A 21,294-nucleotide genomic window follows, 5' to 3' on the forward strand; every position below is an offset into this window, starting at 1 on the left:
CAGCTGATAGAAACAGAAGCCACTGGAGCACCTCAAAAACACCATCATACACTAAATCAGTAAGTTGGCAGCATCACCCTGCTGACGTTATCCCTTCCGGCATCTGCCTGTTCTCCTTTTGCCGTTGAACGCATGGCGGCGCTTTTGCAACAAACAGACGACCCCGTGAGTCTGGTTTCTGGCTTTGTCAGCTTTGTAGAGGGGCAATTGACACTGGAACCACGGGTGATGATGACAAAAACCCGTGCCTGGGCGCTGGACGCGGAAACTGCGCCTGTGGCACCGCTACCTTCTGCCAGCGTTTTGCCTGTGCCGTCTACCGCTCATCAGTTGCTGATGCGCTGCCAGGCGTTACTTATTCAACTGCTCCATAACGGCTGGCGCTATCAGGAACAGAGCGCTATTAGTCAGGCAGAGTTGCTGGCGAATGACCTCACCGCGGTGGGTTTTTATCGGCTGGCACATGTGTTGGCACAATTTCGTAATACAGAAAGCGAGGCACGGGTAGAAGCAATGAATAACGGTGTTTTGCTTTGCGAACAATTATTCCCCATGCTTCAGCAACAAGGATGAAATAGTGCTTTTTACTAAGAGTTCTACTCCAGTTCCGGACTGCTCACACCACGGTATTAGGCATATCCTATATAGCCCCTGGTGAGAGTCACCAGTTTCTTGATTAAATAAAATGGAGTTTTACATGAAGGCTTTCAATAAGCTGTTTTCCCTCGTTGTTGCATCTGTTCTGGTTTTCTCTCTTGCTGGCTGCGGTGACAAAGAAGAATCGAAGAAATTCAGCGCCAATCTGAACGGCACTGAAATTGCCATTACCTATGTCTACAAAGGTGACAAGGTGCTTAAGCAATCTTCTGAAACCAAAATTCAATTTGCCTCCATTGGTGCAACCACCAAAGAAGATGCTGCCAAGACACTTGAGCCGTTAAGCGCCAAATACAAAAACATCGCGGGTGTTGAAGAAAAATTAACCTATACCGATACCTACGCGCAGGAAAACGTGACTATCGATATGGAAAAAGTGGATTTTAAAGCCCTGCAGGGTATTTCAGGAATCAACGTTTCTGCTGAAGATGCCAAAAAAGGTATCACTATGGCGCAAATGGAACTGGTGATGAAAGCCGCTGGTTTTAAAGAAGTGAAATAATCTGTCGGCGGCCATGTTTCGCATGGCCGCCATACCCGTCTTAGCTTTTCTTCACATGCTGGCGCGCTGCCAGTCCACGCAGAAAATAACGTAAAAATTGATCGCCGCATTCGCGGAAGTTTTTATGATCCGGTGCGCGCATCATCGCTGTAATTTCCGGCATCGAAACGCGGAACTGCTGTTCGGTGAGGATAGCCAGAATGTCATCGGTTTTCAGCGAAAACGCGATGCGTAATTTTTTCAGCACGATGTTGTTATTAATGCGACGTTCCGGCTCCAGTGCCGGAGCAGACTCATCCTTGCCGCGTTTTTCATAAATCAGGCCATTGAGGAATGACGACAAAACAATGTCCGGACAACGCTGAAAACCCTCTTCGTCTTCTTTACGTAGCCAGACGGCGATCTGTTCCGCGGTGGCTTCGACATTACCCAGCGCCAGAATACGCACCAGGTCATTATTATTGGCTTTCAAAATGTAGCGCACGCTACGCAGAATATCGTTACTTAGCATGAGGCCTTCAGGTGTTGATGAGGCAAAAAGCCATTTTAGCAGTCTTTTACAGGCCAATCGCCTCTTTTAAGCTTTTCAGATAACGGCGGCTGACCGGCACGGTTAAGCCATTACGCAAAATCAACTCGGCCTGGCCGTTATCTTCCAGACGAATCTCCTGTAAATGCGCGAGGTTAACCAGATACTGACGATGGCAGCGCAGTAGTGGTGTACGACTTTCCAGGGTACGTAATGTCAATTCGGTAAAGCCCTCTTTCCCTTCGTGGCTGGTAACGTAGACACCGCTCATTCGACTGCTGACAAATGCCACATCTTTCATTTGCAGCAAATAAATCCGACTATGCCCCGTACAAGGGATAAATTTCAGCGCCTGTTGATTTTCCGGTAACAGCGAAACATCCTGCTTGCTGCGCTCCTGACGCAATCGCGCCAGCGTTTTCTCCAGCCGCGCTTCATCAATTGGCTTCAGCAGATAATCAAAGGCATGTTCTTCAAAGGCTTTAATAGCGTATTCGTCAAACGCAGTGAGAAAAACAATATACGGCCGATGTTCCGGGTCAAGCATCCCCACCATTTCCAGACCACTGATGCGCGGCATCTGGATATCGAGAAACAGCACATCCGGGCGCAGTTTATGCACCGCGCCGATCCCTTCCACGGCGTTTGAACACTCTCCAACGATTTCAATATCGCTCTGCTCCTGCAAAAATACACGCAGGTTCTCCCGTGCTAACGGTTCATCATCGACAATTAAGACTTTAATCATGCCTCGTCCCTCCATGGTAGTCGTAACGTTATTCGGGTGTAACTATCAGGCTCACAGGCGACGCTTGTTCCATAGTCATCGCCAAACCGTTCACGTAAACGCTTATCCACCAGATTCATCCCCAGCCCACTGGCATTGGTTACCGGTTGATACAAACCGGCATTGTCTTCGATCTCCAGCATCAAATGTTGCCCCTCACGTCGGGCGCTGATTGCCACTCGCCCTGTATCCAGCAGTTGTGATGTCCCATGTTTAATGGCGTTTTCCACTATCGGTTGCAGGGTAAACGCGGGCAATTGCTGCTGGGATAATTCTTGCGGAATAGCAATGTTGACCTGCAACCGCGACTGGAAGCGCGCCTTTTCAATTTGCAGATAAGCGTTCACATGTTCAATTTCGTCGGCGAGAGTAACAAACTCCGAAGGCCGCTTTAAGTTTTTGCGGAAAAAAGTGGAAAGATACTGCACCAGCTGGCTGGCCTGTTCGCTGTCGCGGCGGATCACCGCTTTAATGGTGTTAAGCGCATTAAACAAAAAATGAGGATTCACCTGGGCGTGAAGCAGTTTGATTTCTGACTGGGTGAGCATCGCTTTTTGCCGCTCATATTGCCCGGCAAGAATCTGCGCCGAAAGCAGTTGCGCAATCCCCTCGCCCAGCGTGCGGTTTATTGAACTGAATAAACGGTTTTTGGCTTCATACAATTTGATGGTGCCCATCACCCGCTGATTTTCACCACGCAACGGAATTACCAGCGTCGACCCCAGTTTGCATTGCGGATGCAAAGAGCAACGATAAGGTACTTCGTTGCCATCAGCGTAGACCACTTCACCGGTTTCAATCGCTTTTAAGGTGTAAGTCGAAGAAATCGGTTTGCCGGGTAAATGGTGGTCGTCACCAATTCCAGTAAAGGCCAGCAATTTCTCTCGATCGGTAATCGCGACTGCACCAATATCCAGCTCCTGATACAGCACCTGTGCCACTTTCATGCTGTTCACTTCGTTAAACCCCTGGCGCAAAATGCCTTCCGTCGAGGCTGCCACTTTCAGCGCAGTGGCAGAAAAAGCCGAAGTGTATTTTTCAAACATCGCGCGTTTATCGAGCAATATACGCATAAACAGCGCCGCGCCGACGGTATTGGTGACCATCATTGGCGCAGCAATATTACTCACCAGACGCACCGCATCTTCATAAGGTCGGGCGATCGCCAGGATGATCAACATTTGCACCATTTCAGCGACGAACGTGACGGCACCGGCGGTAATGGGGTTAAAGACTTTATCAGTGCGCCCGCGACGGATCAGGATGCTGTGTACCAGGCCGCCGAGCAATCCTTCAACGATGGTCGAGATCATGCAACTTAGCGCGGTCATGCCCCCCATCGAATATCGATGTAACCCGCCGGTCAGGCCAACCAGCCCACCGACGACCGGACCGCCGAGTAAGCCGCCCATTACCGCGCCTATCGCACGGGTATTGGCAATAGAATCGTCAATGTGCAACCCAAACCAGGTGCCCATGATGCAGAAGATGGAAAAGACGATGTAGCAGAGAAATTTATGCGGCAGACGAACCGTGACCTGCATTAACGGTATGAATAATGGCGTTTTACTCATTAACCACGCAATGACTAAAAAAACGCACATCTGCTGAAGCAGCAGCAACACCAGATTAAAATCGTACATACCCGCAAACCACACTTCCCTTTAAAACGCGTAACATACATTGCCTGCGTTTAACTTTCTTTGAACTCTTGCAGAAAAATGAGAATTCGTGAGTACGATCACTCAAAATCGCCTGGCAAAAATAAAATCACCCTATAAATGCACAAAAAACGGGCAAAACTACCTGGTTCGCAAAACTGCGTCTAAAGTTAAACCGGGACCTCGCGAGCAAGGGTGAGACGATGGCGCTTTACACAATTGGTGAAGTGGCGTTGCTTTGTGATATTAACCCTGTCACGTTACGCGCGTGGCAGAGGCGTTACGGATTGCTGAAACCGCAACGGACAGACGGCGGTCATCGGCTGTTCAACGATGCCGATATTGACCGGATCCGCGAGATCAAACGCTGGATCGACAACGGCGTGCAGGTCAGCAAAGTTAAAATGCTGCTCAGTAATGAAAATGTTGATGTGCAGAACGGCTGGCGCGATCAGCAAGAAACATTACTGACCTACCTGCAAAGCGGCAATCTGCATAGCCTGCGAACGTGGATCAAAGAGCGCGGTCAGGATTACCCCGCCCAGACACTCACCACACATCTGTTTATTCCTCTGCGCCGACGGCTTCAGTGCCAACAACCGACTCTCCAGGCGCTGCTGGCGATCCTCGACGGCGTACTGATCAACTACATCGCCATTTGTCTGGCTTCGGCACGTAAAAAACAGGGTAAAGATGCGCTGGTGGTTGGCTGGAATATTCAGGATACCACCCGTCTGTGGCTGGAGGGCTGGATTGCCAGTCAACAAGGATGGCGCATTGATGTCCTCGCCCACTCGCTCAATCAACTACGCCCTGAACTGTTCGAAGGCCGTACATTGCTGGTGTGGTGCGGTGAAAATCGAACCTCCGCCCAACAGCAGCAACTCACCAGTTGGCAGGAACAAGTCCATGATATTTTCCCACTCGGCATTTAATGATTCGTTAACAAATGCGCTTTACTGTACAATCCTTTCGTTAACATAAGGAGTGCATTATGCGCATAGCTAAAATTGGGGTCATCGCCCTGTTCCTGTTTATGGCGTTAGGCGGAATTGGTGGCGTCATGCTCGCAGGTTATACCTTTATTTTGCGTGCTGGCTAAGCGCCTGCACCAGCCTTTCAAACAGGCGGTCTGCGATGATCGCCGCCAGTGCCACCAGTAACGCTCCCTGGATCACATACGCGGTATTAAATCCGCTAAGCCCGATGATGATGGGCGTACCCAGCGTGCTGGCCCCTACCGTTGAGGCGATCGTCGCCGTACCAATGTTGATAATCACCGAAGTTCGCACGCCCGCCAGAATCACCGGAGCCGCCAGCGGTAGCTCGACCTTACGCAGTCGCTGACCACGACTCATTCCCATACCCTTCGCAACTTCTGTCACGCTGGCATCAATCGCTCCCAGCCCGGCAAGTGTCGCCTGCAGGACGGGCAGCACGCCGTATAGGATCAAGGCGATAATCGCTGGTTGCAGACCAAAGCCGATCACCGGAACAGCAATCGCCAGCACCGCAACGGGCGGAAAAGTCTGCCCAACGGCGGCAATAGTTTCCACCAGTGGGCGAAATTCCGCGCCCCACGGGCGAGTGACTGCAATTCCGGCACCAGTACCAATGATCACCGCAAACAGACTCGAAATTCCCACCAGCCAGAAATGAGCCAGTGCCAGAGCTGCAAAACTTTCTTGCTGATAAACGGGTCGTGGCAGTTGTGGGAACAAGGCAGCAAACAGCGGCTGGCTGTAAGGCAGCCAGAAAATCAGTGCCGCAAACAAAGCAATGAGCCAGAACAGCGGATCGCGCAACATCTTCATACGCTTACGCCTCCACCAGCAGATCCTGAAAATGCAGCGTGCCGCAAGGCTGGCCCTGCGTGTTCACCACCGGCAGCACCTCGCATCCCCGCGCGACAAACAGAGAGAGCGCATCGCGTAGCGTCATCTCTTCTGCCAGTGCCTCACCTTCTGCTCGTTCTTCGCGACGCACGTAATCCGCCACACTACGTAACGAAAGCAGGCGCACACCCAGTTCACTACGTCCAAAAAAATGGCGGACAAAATCATTCGCCGGACGAGTCAGCATCGTCAGCGGATTGCCCTGCTGCACCACTTCACCGTGATCCATCAATACCAGATGTTCTGCCAGCCGTAGCGCCTCATCAATATCATGAGTGACCAGCACAATAGTGCGCCCCAGCAAACGGTGAATGCGCGTCATCTCTTGTTGCAACGCGCCGCGCGTTACCGGGTCCAGTGCGCCAAAAGGTTCATCCATCAGTAAGACTTGCGGATCGGCAGCCAGTGCACGGGCCACTCCCACACGTTGCTGCTGACCACCGGAAAGCTGATGCGGATAACGCTCACGCAAATTTGACTCCAGCCCCAGTAGCGCCATTAATTCGTCGATACGATCGTCAATCCGTGCCCGCGACCATTTTTGTAATTGCGGCACGGTAGCGATGTTTTGCGCCACGCTCCAGTGGGGGAACAGGCCAATAGATTGAATGGCATAGCCCATCCGGCGGCGCAACTCCAGTACTGGCAGCGAGCGAATTTCTTCTCCGGCAAAGCGGATCTCTCCGCTGTCATGCTCCACCAGGCGGTTAATCATTTTCAGGGTGGTGGATTTACCGGAGCCAGATGTGCCAATCAGCACCGAAAAACTCCCTTCCTGAAAATTGAGATTGAGATCGTTAACGGCTTTTTGTGCGCCAAACAGTTTGCTGACATGGCTAAATTCAATCATTACGTTTCACCTTCAACAGTGCGATAAGTAAATCGAACAGCGCATCGATCAGCACCGCCAGAACAATTACCGGGATCACCCCCAGCAACACTAAATCAATGGCGCTGCTTAGCAGCCCCTGGAAAACCAGCGCACCAAAACCGCCTGCGCCGATTAACGCCGCAATCACCGCCATGCCTACAGTTTGCACCATCACCACCCGCAGGCTGCGCAGAAATACCGGTAACGCCAGCGGTAACTGAACATGCAGGAATCGCTGCGCCCCGCTCATGCCCATCGCTCTGGCGCTCTCCAGCACATCGCGCGGGATCTGGTTCAAGCCGACTACCACGCCACGCACCAGCGGCAGCAAGGCATAGAGCACCAGCGCAATCAGTGCGGGTGTCATTCCGGTTCCTGCTATGCCAAGCTTCCCCAGCCACGGAAAGGCCGTAACCAGTCCGGCAAGCGGCGCAATCAGCAGGCCAAAGAGCGCCACCGAAGGCACGGTCTGAATGACATTGAGCAGAGAAAAAATCGCCCCCTGCCGCGCGGTGGAAAAGTAGCACCAGATGCCCAACGGCACACCAATCACTAACGCAGGCAGCACCGCACCAAACAGCAACGTCAGATGTTGTGCCAGCGCGTCGTCAAACACATCCTGACGGTTGGCGTATTCTTTCATTAGTGAGAGATCGTTAAGCGTGCCGGAGTACAGCAACCACAGCGGAATAATGGCAATCTGCATATGCAACAACCAGCGCCACAGCGGATGCGTGGAGATTCGGCGGATGGCATCGCTACAGGCCAGCAATGCCAGCGCCGCAGACAGCCAGAAACCACTGCCGAGGCTGGTACGCGCCAGCGAACTGCCATTTTGCGCCAGTTGGGTCGCCGCCTTTCCAGCTCCCCACACCAGCAATACGAAGACGAATTGCGCCAGAATGAGTGCAAAAATGCTGCCTTTTTTAGCGGGAATAAAACAGGCTGTCAGCCAGGCGCAACCAACGCCCACCAGCATCCAGATCGTTTGCGGCCACAGCTGCCAGAGATGTCGCCCTTCACCCGAGACTAAACGATTAGGCGCGTAGCTGATAAACGGCAGCGCTGCTGCGATTGCCGTCAGCAACAGCAGCAGCGCCAGAACAGGATTAATACGTAGATAAGTCACGGGAAATTACTTCGTCCACCCTTTTTGTTTCAGGTAGTCGGCAGCCACTTTTTTGGCATCCAGTCCTTCCACTGCAATGCTGGCATTCAGTTGCTGCAATGTTTTTGCATCGAGGCTGGCGAAGACTGGCTGTAGCCACTGTGCCATTTGCGGATACTCTTTCAGCACCGACTCACGCACCACTGGTGCTGGCGCGTAGATAGGTTGCACGCCTTGCGGATCGCTTAAGGTTTGCAGCCCCAGCGCCGCGACTGGACCGTCAGTGCCGTAAGCCATTGCGGCATTAACGCCAGAAGTTTGCTGGGCAGCGGCTTTAATCGTCACCGCCGTGTCGCCACCAGCCAGTGACAGCAACTGATCCTGACCGAGCTTAAAGCCATAGGCTTTTTCAAACACGGGTAAGGCATCGGCGCGTTCGATAAACTCTGCCGAGGCTGCCAGTTTGAAGGTGCCGCCCTCTTTCAGATAACGACTCAGGTCAGCAAGCGAAGTGAGTTTGTTTTTCTCTGCCACATCCTGACGCACGGCGATGGTCCAGGTGTTATTTGCAGGTGCGGGCGTCAGCCAGATTAACTTGTTTTGCTCTGCATCGAGTTTTTTGACTTTCTCGTAACCTTGCTGCGCGTTTTTCCACGCTGCATCGTTTTCATCTTTAAAGAAAAACGCGCCATTGCCGGTATATTCCGGATAGATATCCAGTTCACCGGAAGTAATCGCCCCGCGCACCACAGGAGTCGTTCCGAGTTGCACTTTATTGACCGTCGGTACGCCGTGGCTTTCCAGTACCTGCAAAATGATATTGCCGAGCAGCGCGCCTTCAGTATCGATTTTTGAACCGACTTTAACGGGAGAAGCTGCCTGTAGCGGCAGGCTCACGGCTGCCAACATAACCAGTGAACCTGCCCAGACCTTTGAGAGTGGCATGATGCTTTCCTCATTCTTTTACTGTTGTTTTCAGCGAATTAAGAGAAAAGCATAGTTGATAATGGCGGGGTTAGCCTGAGCGGACGGATTCAGTTGCAGAATCAGATAAATACTTAAGAGGCATATTCGGTCCGGCGTTTCCTGCCGGATGCGGCGCGAGCGCCTTATCCGGCCTACAAAGGGCGAAAATTCAGCAAGTTAAGATATGAACATCAGGCAAAGGGCGCAAACGTCGCGCCCTTACTAAAGCATTACAGCAACTCAAACTCGCCTTTCTTAACGCGTGCGGAATCAGTGCCGATAAAGACATTGAACTTGCCAGGCTCGGCGTCATATTTCATCTGTTGATTCCAGAACTTCAGCGCCTCGATATCAATCGGGAAGCTGACGGTCTGAGTTTCGCCCGGCTTCAGCGTGATTTTCTCAAAGCCTTTAAGCTGCTTCACCGGACGACTCATGGAAGCCGTCACATCCTGCAAATACATCTGAATCACCGTGGCCCCCTCGCGCTTACCGGTGTTCGTCACCTGCACGCTGGCGGTCACTTTGCCGTCACGCTTCATGGTCGGCGCAGAAAGTTTCACATCAGAGACGGTGAAAGTGGTATAGCTCAGCCCATAGCCGAACGGATAAAGCGCCCCGTTAGCTTCATCAAAATAACGCGAAGTGTATTTGTTCGGCTTATCGGCATTATACGGACGCCCGGTATTCAGATGGCTGTAGTACACCGGGATCTGCCCGACAGAACGCGGAAAGGACATCGGCAGCTTGCCGGACGGGTTGTAATCGCCAAACAATACATCGGCAATCGCATTACCGCCTTCAGTCCCGGCAAACCAGGTTTCCAGAATCGCATCAGCTTGCTGATCTTCTTTCACCAGCGCCAGCGGACGCCCGTTCATCAGCACCAGCACCAGCGGTTTGCCGGTGGCTTTCAGGGCGGCAATCAAATCACGCTGGCTTTGCGGAATAGTGATATCGGTACGGCTGGAGGCTTCGTGCGCCATCCCCTGGGCTTCACCGACCACAGCCACCACCACATCAGACTGTTTCGCCGTCTGCACCGCTTCATCAATCATCTCTTGCGGCGAGCGCGGATCGACTTTGACCGCTTCTTCATACTGATTCAGGAAATCGATAATGCCTTTGTCACTGGTAACGTTCGCCCCTTTGGCATACAGCACTTTACCGTTTTCACCGACGGCATTTTTAATCCCTGTTAGCACAGTAACAGATTGATCGGCGACACCGGCTGCGGACCAGCTGCCCATCACGTCACGTTTACTGTCCGCCAGTGGCCCAACCACCGCAATGGTGGCCGATTTTTTCAGCGGTAACGTTTCGAGACGGTTTTTCAGCAACACCAGGCTTTCACGCGCCACTTCACGCGCTTCTTTACGGTGCAGGCGGCTTTCGGCATTGGTATCCATCGGGTCAGACTCTTTCGGACCGAGATGGCTGTATGGGTCGTTAAACAACCCCATATCATATTTAACGTTCAGTACATGGCGGGCAGCATCGTCCAGCTCTGCCATCGTCACTTTGCCGGATTTGATCAACCCAGGCAGATACTTCGAGTAGTACTCGTCGCTCATGCTCATGTTGATTCCGGATTTCAGCGCCACGCGCACCGCATCTTCCGGGTCTGCCGCCGTGCCATGTTTAATCAGTTCTTTGATTGCACCATGATCGGAAACGGTGATGCCTTTAAAGCCCCACTGGTCGCGCAGAACATCTTTCAGCAGCCAGGAGTCGGAGGTGGCTGGCGTGCCGTTGAGTGAGTTCAGCGCCACCATTACCGCACCGCTGCCTGCGTCCAGCCCCGCTTTGTACGGCGGCATATAATCATTAAACAGGCGCTGCGGACTCATATCGACGGTGTTGTACTCTTTACCGCCTTCTACCGCACCGTATGCGGCAAAGTGTTTGACGCTGGTCATCACCGAGTAGCGATCTGCCGGGCTTTTACCCTGCATCGCTTCCACCATGGTTTTACCCATTATTGAGGTGAGATACGTATCTTCGCCAAAACCTTCGGAAGCACGTCCCCAGCGCGGATCGCGCGAGACATCGACCATCGGTGCCCAGGTCATATTCAGGCCATCATCTGCCGCTTCATAAGCAGAGACACGTCCGACCGTTTTCACTGCATCGAGGTTAAAAGACGAGGCCAGACCGAGGCTAATCGGGAACACCGTGCGCTGACCGTGCAGCACGTCGTAAGCAAAGAAAAGAGGAATTTTCAGGCGGCTTAATTCCATCACCTGATCCTGCATGGCGCGGATATCCTGACGGGTTACGGTGTTGAAAATCGCCCCAACCTGACCGTCTTTGATCATCTCGCGGATCGCCTCTTTCGGGTTATCCGGGCCGACGCTGATTAAGCGCAGCTGACCAATTTTCTCATCAACTGTCATTTTCTTAAGCAGTTCGGTGACGAACGCATCCCGCGCTTCAGGCGTTAATGGATGGTTACCGAATAAATCATCCGCCAGTGCTGGCTGCAGGGCCAGACTCACCGCGATTCCTACTGAACATAGCCATTTCATATGGATTTTTCTTCCTTTGTTGCCCGACGTGGCAGCGAAAATGGTGCAAAAACCGTAGTTTGCCATAAGCATGATGGAGAGAGAAAAAGAATGCTCAGTTTATTGTCTGAATTTTCAAAATATTCACTCGCTGAATTGTCATACAAGGCGCTATTCTAGTTTGTGATATTTTTTCGCCACCACAAGGAGTGGAAAATGTCTTCCATGACAACAACTGATAATAAAGCCTTTTTGAATGAACTTGCCCGTCTGGTCGGTCATTCACACCTGCTCACCGATCCCGCAAAAACGGCCCGCTATCGCAAGGGCTTCCGTTCTGGTCAGGGCGACGCGCTGGCTGTCGTTTTCCCTGGCTCACTACTGGAATTGTGGCGGGTGCTGAAAGCCTGCGTCACCGCCGACAAAATTATTCTGATGCAGGCTGCCAATACAGGCCTGACCGAAGGATCGACGCCAAACGGTAACGATTATGATCGCGATATCGTGATCATCAGCACCCTGCGTCTCGACAAGCTGCACGTTCTCGGCAAGGGCGAACAGGTGCTGGCCTATCCGGGCACCACGCTTTATTCGCTGGAAAAAGCCCTCAAACCGCTGGGACGCGAACCGCACTCGGTGATTGGATCATCGTGCATTGGCGCATCGGTTATCGGCGGTATCTGTAATAACTCTGGTGGTTCGCTGGTGCAGCGTGGCCCGGCGTATACCGAAATGTCGTTATTCGCGCGTATAAATGAAGATGGCAAACTGACGCTGGTGAACCATCTGGGGATTGATCTGGGCGAAACGCCGGAGCAGATCCTTAGCAAGCTGGATGACGATCGCATCAAAGATGACGATGTGCGTCACGATGGTCGTCACGCCCACGATTATGACTATGTCCACCGCGTTCGTGATATTGAAGCCGACACGCCCGCACGTTATAACGCCGATCCGGATCGGTTATTTGAATCTTCTGGTTGCGCCGGGAAGCTGGCCGTCTTTGCAGTACGTCTTGATACCTTCGAAGCGGAAAAAAATCAGCAGGTGTTTTATATCGGCACCAACCAGCCGGAAGTGCTGACCGAAATCCGCCGTCATATTCTGGCTAACTTCGAAAATCTGCCGGTTGCCGGGGAATATATGCACCGGGATATCTACGATATTGCGGAAAAATACGGCAAAGACACCTTCCTGATGATTGATAAGTTAGGCACCGATAAGATGCCGTTCTTCTTTAATCTCAAGGGACGCACCGATGCGATGCTGGAGAAAGTGAAATTCTTCCGTCCGCATTTTACTGACCGTGCGATGCAAAAATTCGGTCACCTGTTCCCCAGCCATTTACCGCCGCGCATGAAAAAATGGCGCGATAAATACGAGCATCATCTGCTGTTAAAAATGGCGGGCGATGGCGTGGGCGAAGCCAAATCGTGGCTGGTGGATTATTTCAAACAGGCCGAAGGCGATTTCTTTGTCTGTACGCCGGAGGAAGGCAGCAAAGCGTTTTTACACCGTTTCGCCGCTGCGGGCGCAGCAATTCGTTATCAGGCGGTGCATTCCGATGAAGTCGAAGACATTCTGGCGCTGGATATCGCTCTGCGGCGTAACGACACCGAGTGGTATGAGCATTTACCGCCGGAGATCGACAGCCAGCTGGTGCACAAGCTCTATTACGGCCATTTTATGTGCTATGTCTTCCATCAGGATTACATCGTTAAAAAAGGCGTGGATGTGCATGCGTTGAAAGAACAGATGCTGGAGCTGCTACAGCAGCGCGGCGCGCAATACCCTGCCGAACATAACGTCGGTCATTTGTATAAAGCACCGGAGACGTTGCAGAAGTTTTATCGCGAGAACGATCCGACCAACAGTATGAATCCGGGGATCGGTAAAACCAGTAAGCGGAAAAACTGGCAGGAAGTGGAGTAAAAATTACGGATGGCAGAGTATCGCCATCCGTAATTCACTTAATCGTTCTGTGCCGTCTGCCCCGCCGCCGCCATTTGGGCGGCTTTTTGTTTTTTATAGCTCAACGCTGCTGCCGGAACAGGCATCACTTTACCGGTTTCAATCCAGGTTCGCAGGCGGCTGGCATCGGCAAAATGGGTATATTTGCCAAACGCATCCATCACTACCAGCGCCACCGGTTTATTATTGATAACCGTACGCATCACCAGACAATGGCCCGCCGCATTGGTAAAGCCGGTTTTGGTTAGCTGGATATTCCAGTTATCGCGATACACCAGATGATTAGTATTGCGGAACGGCAGCGTATACGTCGGGTTAGAGAAGGTTGCCATATCTTCCCGGGTGGTACTTAACTGCCCGATCAACGGATATTGTTTGCTGGCAATGAGCAGTTTGGTTAAGTCACGGGCGGTTGAAACGTTATGCACCGACAATCCGGTCGGTTCAACAAAGCGCGTGTTGTTCATTCCGAGCGATTTCGCTTTCGCATTCATCGCCTTAATAAAGGCTTTGTAACCACCGGGATAATGGTGCGCAAGGCTTGCCGCCGCGCGGTTTTCTGAAGACATCAACGCCAGCAACAGCATATCTTTACGGCTGATTTCGCTGTTCAGTCGTACGCGCGAATAGACCCCTTTCATCTCCGGCGTCTGGCTGATATCCACTTTTAGTTTTTCATCCAGCGGCAGTCGTGCATCCAGCACGACCATCGCAGTCATTAATTTGCTGATAGACGCAATCGGACGCACCAGATCCGGGTGGTTCGAATAGATCACTTTGTTGGTATTCAGATCAACAATCATCGCGCTACCGGAGGCAATTTCCGGTTGTGAAGCGGTGGTAGCGGCTGCCGTTTTCGCAACGGCCTGCGGTGCAAAAGGCACAGCCAGCATCAGGGTCAGGCTAAATAAAGAAACTCGAAATTTCGGCATGATGAGCATTCAGATAGTGGTTCACGCGCACGGGTTGCGCACCGCCGGAGTAAGGATTTACTGAGGCTAGCGACGCCATCATAACGAGCAAAAAGTGCGATCGTCAAAGGAGAATCGTGAGGAAATGCTGCATTGCTGACATTTACGCCAGCAATGCAACGTCAAAGAACTTTCTAGAACAAACGATAACCGTAGCCCCATAGTATAACGGTAAGGGCGAGCAGCACTTCCAGTACCAGCACGCCAATCGCCAGCGTCGAACTGGAGAAGCTAAGGCCTTCCTCTTTGTTGATATTCAGGAAGCTCGGAATACCAAGGTAAAGCAGGTAACCGGTGTAAAACAGTGCCACCGTGCCGACCAGCGCACACAACCAGACCAGCGGATAAAGCGCCACCAGACCGCTTAAAAACAGCGGAGTTGCAACGTAGCCCGCGAAGACCATGCAGTGCGCAAGTGACGGACGCTGCGGGTAATTGCGCGCCATCCACCAGATGACCCGCCCCATCACCGCAACCCCAGCCAGCATAACGCCGTAAAACAAGACAGCCAGCGCCAGTCCGGTAAACCAGGATAACTTCAGGATAGTGCCATCGCCAAAATTCCAGCCAATCTGTGTAGTGCCAATGAAGGCGCAAATCACCGGAATCGCCGCCATCAGCAAAACGTGGTGGGTGTAATGGTGAGAAATCGTTTCGTTTTCGCGATTAATCACCTGCATTTCACGATCGGGATGGGAAAACAGTCCCCAGACATGGCTCATACCGCCCCCTTGTTGTGAGTTCATGAACCTGACAGTTCAAGTATAAGTCAGCTTGTGATTATTTTTTGTTCGCCCATGTAATTTGCACCGTCTGATGTACGTCCTTTTTCAGCGTGAATGATTCACAGGGTGTATGCTTACAGGCAACCAAAGGGAGACAGACTGGCCTATGGATCTCAATACACTCATCTCACAATATGGTTATGCCGCGCTGGTGATCGGTAGCCTGGCGGAAGGTGAAACCGTGACTTTGCTGGGAGGCGTTGCGGCGCATCAGGGGCTATTAAAGTTCCCGCTGGTGGTACTTTCTGTGGCGCTTGGCGGCATGATTGGCGACCAGGTGCTTTATCTGTGCGGGCGGCGGTTTGGCGGCAAGCTGTTACGCCGTTTCTCGAAACATCAGGATAAAATTGAGCGGGCGCAGAAACTTATCCAACGCCATCCGTATCTGTTTGTCATTGGTACGCGCTTTATGTATGGCTTTCGGGTGATTGGCCCGACGCTGATTGGTGCCAGCCAGCTGCCGCCGAAAATCTTTCTGCCGCTTAATATTCTCGGCGCATTTGCCTGGGCGTTGATTTTTACCACTATCGGTTACGCTGGTGGTCAGGTGATTGCGCCGTGGTTGCACAATCTCGATCAGCATTTGAAGCACTGGGTCTGGTTGATTCTGGTCGTGGTTCTGGTGGTAGGCGTGCGCTGGTGGCTGAAACGACGCGGGAAGAAAAAGCCGGATAATCAGGCGTAAAACCATTGCCCTGGATAAGGCGTTCGCGCCGCATCCGACATCCGGGGCACCATGCCTGATGCGACGCTTGTGCGTCTTATCATGCCTACCAAAATTTTACCCATTGAAATAACCACGCACCTCACTGCGCTATTCTGGGTTGAACTGCGGATTCGCCAACATAAAGCCGCCATCCACTATCAACGACTGCCCGGTGGTGTAATTTGCGCCCTCTGAGCACAGCCACGCTACCAGGCTGGCAATCTCATGCGTTGCGCCAAAACGCCGCAGAGGAATCGAAGGCTCCGCGTCGGGCTTCACGTCGCTGTCATCCATGCCATTCATTGGCGTGGCGATCGCCCCAGGCGCGACTGCGTTCACCAAAATCTTATGCCTGACCAGCTCCAGCGCCATCGCTTTGGTTAACCCACCGAGCGCATGTTTAGCGGCTGTGTAGGCGCTGGCATCCGGCAGCGGCGTATGTTCATGTACCGACGTAATGTTGATGATGCGACCGCCCTGCCCTTGTTTCACCATCTGGCGGGCCGCAATTTGTGAGCATAAAAATGCACCATCGACATCAACGGTAAAAATCTTGCGCCACTCATCGAAAGCCATATCAAGAAACGGCGCTTTGGTCATTGCGCCCGCATTATTCACCAGCACATCAATACGCCCCAGCCGTTGAATGAGTTTCTCCAGCGCCTGCGCACCTTCTGGCAGTTTACCGAGATCCAGCTGCACAATCTCCGCACGTACGCCGTGGCTAACTACCTCACGCGCGGTATCTTTTGCCCCTTCTTCATCTGAGTGCCAGGTAATGCCAATATCAAACCCTTGCTGCGCCAGTAATAACGCGCACTCTTTGCCGATCCCCGAATCGGAGGCGGTAATAATCGCTACCTGTGCCATCGAGTTCTCCACTTAACGCTGAATAAACGTTAAGTATAGAAGTCACATATCATCAGCGTTTGTAACCCCCGCCCAACGCACCAGTGAGTTGAATGGAGGCATCCAGCCACTGCCCTTGCAATAACAGGCCATTGGCCCGCTCACGCAGCGCGGGGATTCTGGCTTCGCTGACGCGGGAACCAGCAATGATGCCCGCGTTAAAGCGGGCCTGCGCAAGACCTACCACACGCAAGGCATCGCGCTCAATTTGCGCCTGATGCTGGTTTTTCTCCGCCAGTGTCTGAACCTGACTGGCTGCCCGCGCCACGTCATTCACCGCTTCAACCACCGCTTTGTTGTAGCTGGCGATAGACAAGTTGCTTTCGGCTTTTGCGATATCGAGGTTGGCGTTAAGACGACCACTATCGAAAATGGGTAGCGTCAGGCCTGCCGTAACGCCCATTTGCTGCGCGGAATGACGGAACAGATCGCTTAAGTGCAACGCATCCTGTTGCAGGAAGGCCATCAGGTTGATGTCAGGATAAAATGCCGCTTTTGCCGCATCAATGGTGCTTAGCGATGACTCAACGTACCAGTGCGCCGCCTGCAAATCTGCCCGCCGGGCCAGTAAGGAGTACCCCAGTTCATCAGGAAGCTGGCTTGCCACTTTCGGCAACGCGACCGGTTTAAGCTTCAATGACTTTGTCTGGTGATTTGTAAGTGCGCTTAACCGTGCCTCAATAATTTTCATTTTCCCCGCGACATCGTTGAGCTGCTGCCGGGTTTTGCTGGCATTAATATCGGTTTCCACACCTTCAACTGAAGAAGTAATCCCGTTCTGATATAGCTGACGATCGGTCGCGATAATGGTGTTCTGCTCTTTTTCTATTTGCTGCAAGACCGTGTTTAACGCCGCCTGGGTTTGCCACTCCCAGTACAGGCGGGCTACGCTGCCAGCCAGCAATTGGCGGGTTTGCTCGCGTTCCGCCGCCCGTGCTTTAACCGTACCCAGGCGGGCAGTAACCTCCGCCCGATTCTTTCCCCAGATATCGAGATGCCAGCCCGCCGTTAAGCCAAAAGTTCCGTTGGTGTACCACGGACCGGTCGTACCTGCGGCCGGATCGTTCAGAGCAAACGGCCCCATTAGCCCTTCTGCCGACATTTTTTGCCGCTCCATATCCGCAGAAAAGTCGATCTGCGGACCATCCTGAGTGGCAATTGCCTTCGCCTGGGCTTCAGCTAGCTGAATGCGCTGTTCAGCCACCTGCATATCCGGTGCGTTCTGTAGTGCATTGTTAATTAATGAAGTGAGTTGATTATCGTGATACTCCAGCCACCATTGGCTGTCTGGCCAACCATTTTTCAGCGCCGTGGGTAATGCGGTGTCAACTTGTGCAGCGGGCGTTTGCTGGCTTAACGCCTGGCGGGTTTCATGCATAGGCGCACACCCGGTCAGCATCAGTAACAGCGGAAAACAGGCGATGGCTGGATAAAAGGAATCACGATTCATGGGGGAATAATCAGGTAAGAAAAGGTGCGCGGAGATTACCGTGTGTTGCGATATATTTTTTAGTTTCGCGTGGCAATACATCAGTAGCAATAAAACGACATATCCAGAAAAATATACACTAAGTGAATGATATCTTCCGATTTATCTTAATCGTTTATGGATAACGGCAAAGGGCTTCGTTTTTTCCTATACTTATTCAGCACTCACAAATAAAGGAACGCCAATGAAAATTATACTCTGGGCTGTATTGATTATTTTCCTGATTGGGCTACTGGTGGTGACTGGCGTATTTAAGATGATATTTTAAAAATCAGATATGACATATAAGTTGTCAGGTCAGGAACTAGATATTTTGTGTACTTGATTTGCAAACAGCTCCGGTGTTGGTGGCGTCAAAATCGCTGAAGCGTTCCCCGAAGGCCGGGGCAGCCCACATGGATGTGGGCTGAGGGCGCGTCTTACAAGGACGTTTCCTCGCGCCCGACCCGGTAGCCGAAGGGGATAAGCTGAAGGTACCGCGCAGCGGCGATTTTGTTCGCCAGAGCCCGGGGGTGCAGGGGGAGGAGGCGATTGTCCTCCCCCTGCGCGCTCCTTGCGCCAGTGGCAATATGTGGCTTAGCTCATGAAAGGAGCGCAACAAGATGATGAAGCTGAATAAGCGATTCATTGTCTCTGATAAACTGCGATTCCACTATTATCGCAGCTTATCGATATCAATTGCCTGAATAGCCCTTGCAATATCATGGGAATTATTCAACACCCGAACATGCTGAAATAATTCCGTTGCTTCATCGTATTCTTTACGCAAATAACCCAACCACTGTTTAATCCGCGCTACGTGATATAACCCGGTATCGCCCTGCTTTTCCAGACGGGTATATTTTTGCAGCAAAGCAACCACCTCCGGCCACGGCATTCGCGGTTCGTTATATTTTACCACCCGGCTCAGGTTGGGAATATTGAGCGCCCCGCGACCAATCATCACTGCGTCGCAGCCGCTGATCGCCATGCATTGTTGCGCACTCTGCCAGTCCCAGATTTCACCATTGGCAATCACCGGAATATTCAGCCGCTGGCGAATATCGCCAATCGCCTGCCAGTCAATATGCTCCGCGCGGTAACCCTGCTCTTTTGTCCGCCCATGCACCACCAGCTCCGTAGCGCCAGCCTGTTGAACCGCATCGGCGATTTCAAATTTCTTCTCACCGCTGTCCCAGCCCAGACGCACTTTCACGCTGACGGGCAAATGCGCCGGTACAGCTTCACGCATCGCTTTTGCCCCCTGGTAGATGAGTTCAGGATCTTTGAGTAACGTCGCGCCGCCGCCGCTACCGTTAACCGTTTTTGACGGGCAGCCGCAATTGAGATCCACGCCCCAGGAACCTAACTCCACCGCACGGGCGGCGTTCTCTGCCAACCATTGCGGGAACTGGCCTAACAACTGCACGCGCACCAGCGTACCGGATGGTGTCCGGCTGGCGTTTTGTAGCTCAGGGCAAATGCGATGAAAGACTTTTACCGGCAGCAGTTGATCCACCACGCGGACGAACTCGGAGATGCACAGATCGTAGTCGTTAACTTCGGTCAGCAATTCACGCACCAGAGAGTCAAGCACTCCCTCCATCGGTGCCAGTAACACACGCATATCATCACCCGCAAAAAAATGAGGCGCTATGTTAGCGCCTATGGTCAGCGGATTAAAGGTCTGCAAAGAGGGATTGCTGCAAACTGCAATCCCTCTCTATGCTTGATGTATGCCTGAGTTCGCTGCTCATTGCGTAATACCGGGGAGCGAAAAAATAAGCGCTGATTTCTTAATGTGATCGGTAGCACGTTTTACGAATTAATTGTATGATGAATCCATCTCATCTGGGGTGTTGATTATGAGTAAGACACTGAACATTATCTGGCAATATTTACGCGCTTTCGTCCTGATTTATGCCTGCCTGTATGCAGGCATTTTCATTGCTTCCCTGCTACCGGTAACCATTCCGGGCAGCATCATCGGGATGCTGATCCTGTTTGTCCTGCTGGCCTTGCAAATTCTTCCGGCGAAATGGGTCAATCCGGGGTGCTACGTACTGATTCGCTATATGGCGCTATTGTTTGTGCCGATTGGCGTAGGCGTCATGCAATATTTTGATTTGCTCCGCGCACAGTTTGGCCCGGTAGTGGTTTCCTGTGCAATCAGTACGCTGGTGGTTTTTCTGGTGGTGAGCTGGAGTTCGCAACTGGTACACGGTGAACGTAAAGTCGTAGGTCAGAAAGGATCAGAAGAATGATGGTGAATATCTGGTGGTCATTACCGCTGACGTTGATTGTCTTTTTTGCCGCCCGCAAACTGGCGGCACGGTATAAGTTTCCCCTGCTTAACCCGTTGCTGGTAGCAATGGTGGTGATCATTCCTTTTTTAATGCTGACTGGCATCTCTTACGACAGTTACTTTAAAGGTAGCGAAGTGCTAAACGATCTGCTGCAACCGGCGGTCGTCGCGCTGGCCTATCCTTTATATGAGCAGCTACACCAGATCCGCGCGCGCTGGAAATCGATCATCACCATCTGTTTTATCGGCAGCGTGGTTGCGATGGTGACGGGGACTTCCGTGGCATTGTTGATGGGCGCTTCACCGGAAATCGCCGCGTCAATCCTGCCGAAATCAGTCACCACGCCTATTGCAATGGCGGTTGGCGGCAGTATTGGCGGTATTCCGGCAATCAGCGCAGTTTGCGTGATTTTCGTCGGCATCCTCGGCGCGGTATTTGGCCATACATTGCTTAATGCGATGCGTATTCGTACCAAAGCTGCGCGCGGTCTGGCAATGGGGACTGCCTCGCACGCCCTCGGTACGGCGCGCTGCGCCGAGCTGGATTATCAGGAAGGTGCATTTAGTTCGCTGGCGCTGGTGTTATGCGGGATAATTACTTCGCTGATCGCACCGTTCCTTTTCCCGATTATTCTGGCAGTAATGGGCTAAAATTTGCGATGCGTCGCGCATTTTTGATGTGAGTTTCACGCGTTG

21 protein-coding genes and 1 pseudogene are annotated in these 21,294 nt (G+C 52.2%); 9 read left to right on the plus strand and 13 right to left on the minus strand.

The window, feature by feature from the left end:
• Positions 1 to 66 precede the first annotated feature (66 nt).
• Together OQV04_RS05110 and OQV04_RS05115 are read left to right on the plus strand one after the other, a co-directional pair.
• Positions 67 to 573: pseudogene (locus tag OQV04_RS05110) on the plus strand (SWIM zinc finger family protein); the annotation flags it as partial.
• Positions 574 to 697: 124 nt separating this feature from the next.
• Positions 698 to 1,159 (plus strand): YehR family lipoprotein, encoded by a 462-nt coding sequence (locus tag OQV04_RS05115; protein ID WP_001295429.1) that lies wholly within the window; start codon positions 698 to 700, stop codon positions 1,157 to 1,159.
• A 40-nt stretch (positions 1,160 to 1,199) separates the two neighbouring features.
• Here the strand turns inward: OQV04_RS05115 and OQV04_RS05120 are convergent, their stop codons facing one another.
• From OQV04_RS05120 to btsS, 3 genes are read right to left on the minus strand one after another with little or no spacing between them, the layout of a single operon-like run.
• Positions 1,200 to 1,670, minus strand: a complete 471-nt coding sequence (locus OQV04_RS05120; protein WP_001295430.1) for a DUF1456 family protein — start codon at positions 1,668 to 1,670, stop codon at positions 1,200 to 1,202.
• 46 nt (positions 1,671 to 1,716) lie between these two features.
• Positions 1,717 to 2,436 (minus strand): two-component system response regulator BtsR, encoded by a 720-nt coding sequence (gene btsR / locus OQV04_RS05125; RefSeq protein ID WP_000598641.1) that lies wholly within the window; start codon positions 2,434 to 2,436, stop codon positions 1,717 to 1,719.
• Complete coding sequence (gene btsS / locus OQV04_RS05130; RefSeq protein ID WP_032288231.1) at positions 2,433 to 4,118, minus strand: two-component regulatory system sensor histidine kinase BtsS; 1,686 nt, start codon at positions 4,116 to 4,118, stop codon at positions 2,433 to 2,435. The genes btsR and btsS overlap by 4 nt, the downstream gene beginning before the upstream one ends.
• 221 nt (positions 4,119 to 4,339) lie before the next feature.
• Here btsS and mlrA point away from each other — a divergent pair, with 221 nt between their 5' ends.
• Both mlrA and OQV04_RS05140 read left to right on the plus strand, forming a co-directional pair.
• Positions 4,340 to 5,071 (plus strand): HTH-type transcriptional regulator MlrA, encoded by a 732-nt coding sequence (gene mlrA / locus OQV04_RS05135; protein WP_032281199.1) that lies wholly within the window; start codon positions 4,340 to 4,342, stop codon positions 5,069 to 5,071.
• Positions 5,072 to 5,130: 59 nt separating this feature from the next.
• A complete protein-coding gene (locus OQV04_RS05140; RefSeq protein WP_001216963.1) occupies positions 5,131 to 5,238 on the plus strand; it encodes a protein YohO in 108 nt (35 codons plus the stop codon).
• Here OQV04_RS05140 and yehW read toward each other — a convergent pair.
• The 5 genes from yehW to bglX form a co-directional block, all read right to left on the minus strand.
• Positions 5,219 to 5,950 carry a glycine betaine ABC transporter permease YehW gene (yehW, locus tag OQV04_RS05145; protein WP_032281200.1) on the minus strand — a complete coding sequence of 244 codons (732 nt, stop codon included), beginning with the start codon at positions 5,948 to 5,950 and terminating at the stop codon, positions 5,219 to 5,221. The genes OQV04_RS05140 and yehW overlap by 20 nt on opposite strands.
• A 4-nt stretch (positions 5,951 to 5,954) precedes the next feature.
• Entirely contained in the window at positions 5,955 to 6,881 is a 927-nt protein-coding gene (gene yehX / locus OQV04_RS05150) for a glycine betaine ABC transporter ATP binding protein YehX (RefSeq protein WP_032281201.1), read from the minus strand.
• Positions 6,874 to 8,031: a glycine betaine ABC transporter permease YehY gene (gene yehY / locus OQV04_RS05155; RefSeq protein WP_247806616.1), complete on the minus strand. Its 1,158-nt coding sequence runs from the start codon at positions 8,029 to 8,031 to the stop codon at positions 6,874 to 6,876. The genes yehX and yehY overlap by 8 nt, the downstream gene beginning before the upstream one ends.
• 6 nt (positions 8,032 to 8,037) lie before the next feature.
• A complete protein-coding gene (gene osmF / locus OQV04_RS05160; RefSeq protein ID WP_032281203.1) occupies positions 8,038 to 8,955 on the minus strand; it encodes a glycine betaine ABC transporter substrate-binding protein OsmF in 918 nt (305 codons plus the stop codon).
• A gap of 251 nt (positions 8,956 to 9,206) precedes the next feature.
• Complete coding sequence (bglX, locus tag OQV04_RS05165) at positions 9,207 to 11,504, minus strand: beta-glucosidase BglX (protein ID WP_032281204.1); 2,298 nt, start codon at positions 11,502 to 11,504, stop codon at positions 9,207 to 9,209.
• Between the two features lie 195 nt (positions 11,505 to 11,699).
• On the opposite strand from bglX, the gene dld reads away from it, so the two are divergent.
• Complete coding sequence (dld, locus tag OQV04_RS05170; protein WP_032281205.1) at positions 11,700 to 13,415, plus strand: D-lactate dehydrogenase; 1,716 nt, start codon at positions 11,700 to 11,702, stop codon at positions 13,413 to 13,415.
• 38 nt (positions 13,416 to 13,453) lie between these two features.
• Here the strand turns inward: dld and pbpG are convergent, their stop codons facing one another.
• On the minus strand, positions 13,454 to 14,386 hold the full coding sequence (gene pbpG / locus OQV04_RS05175) for a D-alanyl-D-alanine endopeptidase (protein ID WP_021525687.1): 933 nt from the start codon (positions 14,384 to 14,386) through the stop codon (positions 13,454 to 13,456).
• A 173-nt stretch (positions 14,387 to 14,559) separates the two neighbouring features.
• Positions 14,560 to 15,147, minus strand: coding sequence for a Yip1 family protein (locus OQV04_RS05180; RefSeq protein WP_001295454.1), 588 nt, complete (start codon positions 15,145 to 15,147; stop codon positions 14,560 to 14,562).
• Positions 15,148 to 15,316: 169 nt separating this feature from the next.
• Here OQV04_RS05180 and OQV04_RS05185 point away from each other — a divergent pair, with 169 nt between their 5' ends.
• Entirely contained in the window at positions 15,317 to 15,895 is a 579-nt protein-coding gene (locus OQV04_RS05185) for a DedA family protein (RefSeq protein WP_000365433.1), read from the plus strand.
• A gap of 129 nt (positions 15,896 to 16,024) precedes the next feature.
• On the opposite strand, the gene OQV04_RS05190 is transcribed toward OQV04_RS05185, so the two are convergent.
• Together OQV04_RS05190 and mdtQ are read right to left on the minus strand one after the other, a co-directional pair.
• Complete coding sequence (locus OQV04_RS05190; RefSeq protein WP_000079520.1) at positions 16,025 to 16,786, minus strand: SDR family oxidoreductase; 762 nt, start codon at positions 16,784 to 16,786, stop codon at positions 16,025 to 16,027.
• Positions 16,787 to 16,838: 52 nt separating this feature from the next.
• Positions 16,839 to 18,275, minus strand: coding sequence for a multidrug resistance outer membrane protein MdtQ (gene mdtQ / locus OQV04_RS05195; protein ID WP_001078171.1), 1,437 nt, complete (start codon positions 18,273 to 18,275; stop codon positions 16,839 to 16,841).
• A 223-nt stretch (positions 18,276 to 18,498) separates the two neighbouring features.
• Between mdtQ and yohP the strand changes: the two genes are divergently transcribed.
• Positions 18,499 to 18,582: a small membrane protein YohP gene (gene yohP, locus OQV04_RS05200; protein WP_000691708.1), complete on the plus strand. Its 84-nt coding sequence runs from the start codon at positions 18,499 to 18,501 to the stop codon at positions 18,580 to 18,582.
• A gap of 387 nt (positions 18,583 to 18,969) precedes the next feature.
• Here the strand turns inward: yohP and dusC are convergent, their stop codons facing one another.
• The gene (gene dusC / locus OQV04_RS05205; protein WP_032281263.1) at positions 18,970 to 19,920 is read right to left on the minus strand and encodes a tRNA dihydrouridine(16) synthase DusC; all 951 of its coding nucleotides are present in this window, start codon (positions 19,918 to 19,920) and stop codon (positions 18,970 to 18,972) included.
• 238 nt (positions 19,921 to 20,158) lie between these two features.
• On the opposite strand from dusC, the gene OQV04_RS05210 reads away from it, so the two are divergent.
• Complete coding sequence (locus tag OQV04_RS05210; protein WP_001299855.1) at positions 20,159 to 20,557, plus strand: CidA/LrgA family protein; 399 nt, start codon at positions 20,159 to 20,161, stop codon at positions 20,555 to 20,557.
• Positions 20,554 to 21,249, plus strand: coding sequence for a CidB/LrgB family autolysis modulator (locus tag OQV04_RS05215; protein WP_032281206.1), 696 nt, complete (start codon positions 20,554 to 20,556; stop codon positions 21,247 to 21,249). The genes OQV04_RS05210 and OQV04_RS05215 overlap by 4 nt, the downstream gene beginning before the upstream one ends.
• Positions 21,250 to 21,294: the final 45 nt, after the last annotated feature.

The organism is Escherichia sp. Lx600-2, assembly GCF_036662595.1.
GTDB classification, from domain to species: domain Bacteria; phylum Pseudomonadota; class Gammaproteobacteria; order Enterobacterales; family Enterobacteriaceae; genus Escherichia; species Escherichia coli.

Excerpts from the sequence above, each read along its gene's own strand:
- OQV04_RS05115 (WP_001295429.1), top strand. The coding sequence starts at position 698 with ATGAAGGCTTTCAATAAGCTGTTTTCCCTCGTTGTTGCATCTGTTCTG.
- OQV04_RS05120 (WP_001295430.1), bottom strand. The coding sequence starts at position 1,670 with ATGCTAAGTAACGATATTCTGCGTAGCGTGCGCTACATTTTGAAAGCC.
- btsR (WP_000598641.1), bottom strand. The coding sequence starts at position 2,436 with ATGATTAAAGTCTTAATTGTCGATGATGAACCGTTAGCACGGGAGAAC.
- btsS (WP_032288231.1), bottom strand. The coding sequence starts at position 4,118 with ATGTACGATTTTAATCTGGTGTTGCTGCTGCTTCAGCAGATGTGCGTT.
- mlrA (WP_032281199.1), top strand. The coding sequence starts at position 4,340 with ATGGCGCTTTACACAATTGGTGAAGTGGCGTTGCTTTGTGATATTAAC.
- OQV04_RS05140 (WP_001216963.1), top strand. The coding sequence starts at position 5,131 with ATGCGCATAGCTAAAATTGGGGTCATCGCCCTGTTCCTGTTTATGGCG.
- yehW (WP_032281200.1), bottom strand. The coding sequence starts at position 5,950 with ATGAAGATGTTGCGCGATCCGCTGTTCTGGCTCATTGCTTTGTTTGCG.
- yehX (WP_032281201.1), bottom strand. The coding sequence starts at position 6,881 with ATGATTGAATTTAGCCATGTCAGCAAACTGTTTGGCGCACAAAAAGCC.
- osmF (WP_032281203.1), bottom strand. The coding sequence starts at position 8,955 with ATGCCACTCTCAAAGGTCTGGGCAGGTTCACTGGTTATGTTGGCAGCC.
- bglX (WP_032281204.1), bottom strand. The coding sequence starts at position 11,504 with ATGAAATGGCTATGTTCAGTAGGAATCGCGGTGAGTCTGGCCCTGCAG.
- dld (WP_032281205.1), top strand. The coding sequence starts at position 11,700 with ATGTCTTCCATGACAACAACTGATAATAAAGCCTTTTTGAATGAACTT.
- pbpG (WP_021525687.1), bottom strand. The coding sequence starts at position 14,386 with ATGCCGAAATTTCGAGTTTCTTTATTTAGCCTGACCCTGATGCTGGCT.
- OQV04_RS05180 (WP_001295454.1), bottom strand. The coding sequence starts at position 15,147 with ATGAGCCATGTCTGGGGACTGTTTTCCCATCCCGATCGTGAAATGCAG.
- OQV04_RS05185 (WP_000365433.1), top strand. The coding sequence starts at position 15,317 with ATGGATCTCAATACACTCATCTCACAATATGGTTATGCCGCGCTGGTG.
- OQV04_RS05190 (WP_000079520.1), bottom strand. The coding sequence starts at position 16,786 with ATGGCACAGGTAGCGATTATTACCGCCTCCGATTCGGGGATCGGCAAA.
- mdtQ (WP_001078171.1), bottom strand. The coding sequence starts at position 18,275 with ATGAATCGTGATTCCTTTTATCCAGCCATCGCCTGTTTTCCGCTGTTA.
- yohP (WP_000691708.1), top strand. The coding sequence starts at position 18,499 with ATGAAAATTATACTCTGGGCTGTATTGATTATTTTCCTGATTGGGCTA.
- dusC (WP_032281263.1), bottom strand. The coding sequence starts at position 19,920 with ATGCGTGTGTTACTGGCACCGATGGAGGGAGTGCTTGACTCTCTGGTG.
- OQV04_RS05210 (WP_001299855.1), top strand. The coding sequence starts at position 20,159 with ATGAGTAAGACACTGAACATTATCTGGCAATATTTACGCGCTTTCGTC.
- OQV04_RS05215 (WP_032281206.1), top strand. The coding sequence starts at position 20,554 with ATGATGGTGAATATCTGGTGGTCATTACCGCTGACGTTGATTGTCTTT.